The following is a 3,614-nucleotide window of genomic DNA, read 5'->3' on the forward strand; positions in this document are numbered from 1 at the left end:
GACTGTCTGCTAGGGAGAGTTGCCCTGTTTGTTTCCATGCCATAGTCGTGTTTTTTGCTAGGTGATTGATTTTATTGTATTATACCAATTTAATGAACTTTTGTGTGTTTATTCGTGCAAAGGTTTCTGAAAGTGATTGTTTTATATTTTTTTTTATCCGGTTGGAATATTTTAGGACTGAGAAAAGCTTAAAAAGTAGAGCTTTTGGTGGTTTGTTTAGGGCAGATAAGTCAATGCTTGGTTTGGATGGTGACGTTTTATAGCGTGAGGTTGGGTGGGTATACAGAGCGACTGGCAATGCTGTGTTCTATTTTCTGCGATGATGTCATGCGCTGAAATGGAGTAGAATATGTGACATTTTTGAATTTTTGCTGTTTTCAGTATTTGGTTAGTTCTATGTTGAAGTGGATTATTTTGGCGATTTTTATCGCTTCAGCGTTGTATATTCAACAGCGCGGCAAGGTGCGTCATAGTTTTTATCGTCAGTTTTTTGACCATTCGACCATTCTTGCACCGATTAACTATTTAATGTACTTATTTTCTAAAGTGCCGAATCAACCTTATATCGACACTCAGCATTTTCAAGATTTAAAAGTTTTAGATGACAACTGGGAAATGATTCGTGATGAAGCCAAAGCTTTATATCAACAGGGCGGTATTAAAGCTTCAAGTAGCTACGATGATTTGGGGTTTAATTCATTCTTTAAAACAGGCTGGAAGCGTTTTTATTTAAAATGGTATGACTCCGCGCATCCATCAGCAGCAGAATTATGCCCAAAAACCACAGCATTATTAAAAACTTTACCTAGCATTAAGGCGGCGATGTTTACTGAACTAGCGCCCGACAGTCGTTTAGTGCGCCATCGTGACCCCTATGCAGGTTCATTGCGTTACCACTTGGGGTTGATGACACCCAATGATGACCGTTGTTTTATTGATGTCGATGGTGAGCGTTATTCATGGCGTGATGGTGAAAGTGTGGTGTTTGATGAAACCTATATTCACTATGCTGAAAATGGTACTTCTCAAAACCGTATTATTTTCTTTGCCGATGTTGAGCGTCCGTTAAAATCTCGCTGGATGCAAAAGTTTAATCACTGGTTTGGCAAGAATGTGATGACCGCAGCAAGTTCTCCGAATGAAGCAGGCGATCAGACAGGTGGCTTAAACAAAGTCTTTGGCTATGTCTATCAAGTGCGTTTAAAAGCGAAGGCCTTAAAAGCTAAAAATAGTCGCGTGTACTACTTCTTAAAATGGTTTTTGATGCTCGGGATTTTCTTCTTAATTTTTATTCGCCCTTATGTGTTTTAAAGCATCACAACGCCTTTCGGGGCATTTTTTATGACATTTTTGAGCAATTTCAGCATCGCGGTTTAATTCCCGGCTACTTTTTTGTATAGAATGAGGCAAATAGGGGAATTTTTATGCAAACGTTTCTTATAATTATCCTTATAATTCAACGCTGTAGTTTCTAGTTGATAGCCCGAACATCACTGTTCGGGCTTTTTTAATGATTTGTCACGTTCCACGCCTACTATTTAATCAATGTTTCACAACTTTGATTAGCTCAATTAAATAATTAAAACCTAGATAATAAGAACCGAGCGAGTGTCTACGAGCGATTGAGCATCATCAAAATTTCGCCCTCGCCTTTTCTCTGATTACAAGCTCCCTTTCGATTTTAAACGGTAGGTACAGAGCATCCCGAATGGGTGCGAACTTTGGAGCTTTTGCTTTTCAAAAAGTATGAGCGAAGCGAATACATTACCAATATTTTTGCTTTTAGATTTCACAAATAGGATTACCCAAAAACTGCCCCACGAAGCGAGGAACGAGCTTCAATAGAGTACGAGCTTTAGCGAGTACCTAGGGCAGTTTGCACTCCCCTCTCGAAAGGCTTTTAATTATTTTTAAAGCTTTTAAATGCTTTTAGATAAGCTGAAAACATTGATATTAGAGGACTACAGCTTATATAAGCACACAAATTCTCTTGTATAAGCACACAAATTCTCTTGTATAAGCACACAAATTCTCTTGTATAAGCACACAAATTCTCTTGATTTACACACATAAAATATATAGTGTGTAAATACACATTAATAATAACGTGTATTTAATATGAAGAATGGTTTAGTTGTGAAAGATAATGCATTAATAAACGCCAGTTATAATTTAGAACTAACGGAACAGCGTTTAGTCATGCTTGCAATCATTAATGCAAGGGAATTAGGGCGGGGTATTACGGCAGATAGCAAACTAGAAATACATGCTAGTGACTATGCAAAACTATTTAATGTATCACCTGATGCATCCTACAAAGCCCTGAAAGATGCCGTAAATAATCTATTTAACAGGCAGTTTAGCTATACAGCCGAATATAAAAAAACAGGGAAGGTAGGTATCGTTCGCTCTCGCTGGGTAAGCCGTATTTTTTATGTAGATGATTTGGCATTACTAGAAATTACTTTCGCACCTGATGTAGTTCCTTTAATCACTAGATTAGAAGAACACTTTACAAAATATGAAGCCAAACAAGTTGCACACCTAACCAGTAAGTATGCTACTAGACTTTATGAGTTATTAATCGCTTGGCGTGAAGTTGGTAAAACACCTGTTTTTGAACTACAACAATTACGTAAAAATTTAGGTGTTGAAGATGATGAATATCAACGTATGCACCATTTTAAAAGCCGTGTATTAGAAACTGCCATTACTCAAATCAATGAACATACAGACATAAAAGCCACTTATGAGCAACACAAGAAAGGGCGTACAATTACTGGGTTTTCATTCAAGTTTAAGCAGAAACAACAACCGAAAAAATTAGATTCTAAGCGTGACCCAAACACACCTGACTTTTTTATCAAAATGACCGATGCACAACGCCATTTATTTGCAAAAAAAATGTCAGAAATGCCTGAAATGGGGAAATATTCACAAGGTACAGAAAGCTACCAACAATTTGCTATTCGTATCGCTGATATGCTTTTAGAGCCTGAAAAATTCAGAGAGCTTTATCCAATTTTAGAAAAATCAGGATTTCAGCCATGATTAAATTAAATAACCTATCAACCGATCTAAAGCATGTGACCGTTGAATACCTCGACATCGTAAATTATGAAATTGCGAGGGAAAATATATGCGGTTATATCTTCCTATTATCCCGACTATCCAAAGATGCCGAACCCACCGAAAAAATGCAGATGGAAAGCAAAATACAGAACTTAATTTACTATCGGGATAATTTACAAATCGAGGACAAGGACAATATTCAAAAGGTTTTAAATACGCTCATTCCAGAGTATCAAGCCGAACAAAACAACCAAACAGCTAAGAAAAATTAGGCTTCAATATCGGGCAAATCAAAAAGCTGTCGATCTCTATTTTCTGTTAAATATTCGTTGAGTTCAGCGAGTATTTTTTCTTTATTGGCTTCATTTGCCTGCATTTTCTTAATCAAGTAAGAACCGAGCAAAATTTTACGCCTAGTATCATCCTTGCGCTCCTGTTCTTTCTTTTTGGTACGTTCTCTTGCTTCAATAGCCTGTTTCTGTGCTTTTAACTGTTTCAGCTTCTCTAACTGGGCTTCAATTTTCTTTTCGATATTTTCAGCA

General features: G+C 37.0%; 4 protein-coding genes. 3 read left to right on the plus strand and 1 reads right to left on the minus strand.

The annotated features are described in order from the left end of the window. The first annotated feature begins 396 nt into the window (after positions 1–396). The 3 genes from lpxO (at position 397) to FTV34_RS16760 (ending at position 3,344) form a co-directional block, all read left to right on the plus strand. Positions 397–1,311: a lipid A hydroxylase LpxO gene (gene lpxO / locus FTV34_RS16750; RefSeq protein WP_179997574.1), complete on the plus strand. Its 915-nt coding sequence runs from the start codon at positions 397–399 to the stop codon at positions 1,309–1,311. Positions 1,312–2,118: 807 nt separating this feature from the next. After that, entirely contained in the window at positions 2,119–3,051 is a 933-nt protein-coding gene (repM, locus tag FTV34_RS16755) for a replication initiation protein RepM (RefSeq protein ID WP_026438545.1), read from the plus strand. After that, on the plus strand, positions 3,048–3,344 hold the full coding sequence (locus FTV34_RS16760) for a hypothetical protein (RefSeq protein WP_087528905.1): 297 nt from the start codon (positions 3,048–3,050) through the stop codon (positions 3,342–3,344). The genes repM and FTV34_RS16760 overlap by 4 nt, the downstream gene beginning before the upstream one ends. Here FTV34_RS16760 and FTV34_RS16765 read toward each other — a convergent pair. Beyond that, positions 3,341–3,614 (minus strand): mobilization protein (locus tag FTV34_RS16765; RefSeq protein WP_180012538.1); only part of this gene is annotated, 274 nt, incomplete at its 5' end. The two genes, FTV34_RS16760 and FTV34_RS16765, sit on opposite strands and share 4 nt — an antisense overlap.

The organism is Acinetobacter sp. YH16038 (genome assembly GCF_013417275.1).
In the GTDB taxonomy this organism is placed as follows: domain Bacteria; phylum Pseudomonadota; class Gammaproteobacteria; order Pseudomonadales; family Moraxellaceae; genus Acinetobacter.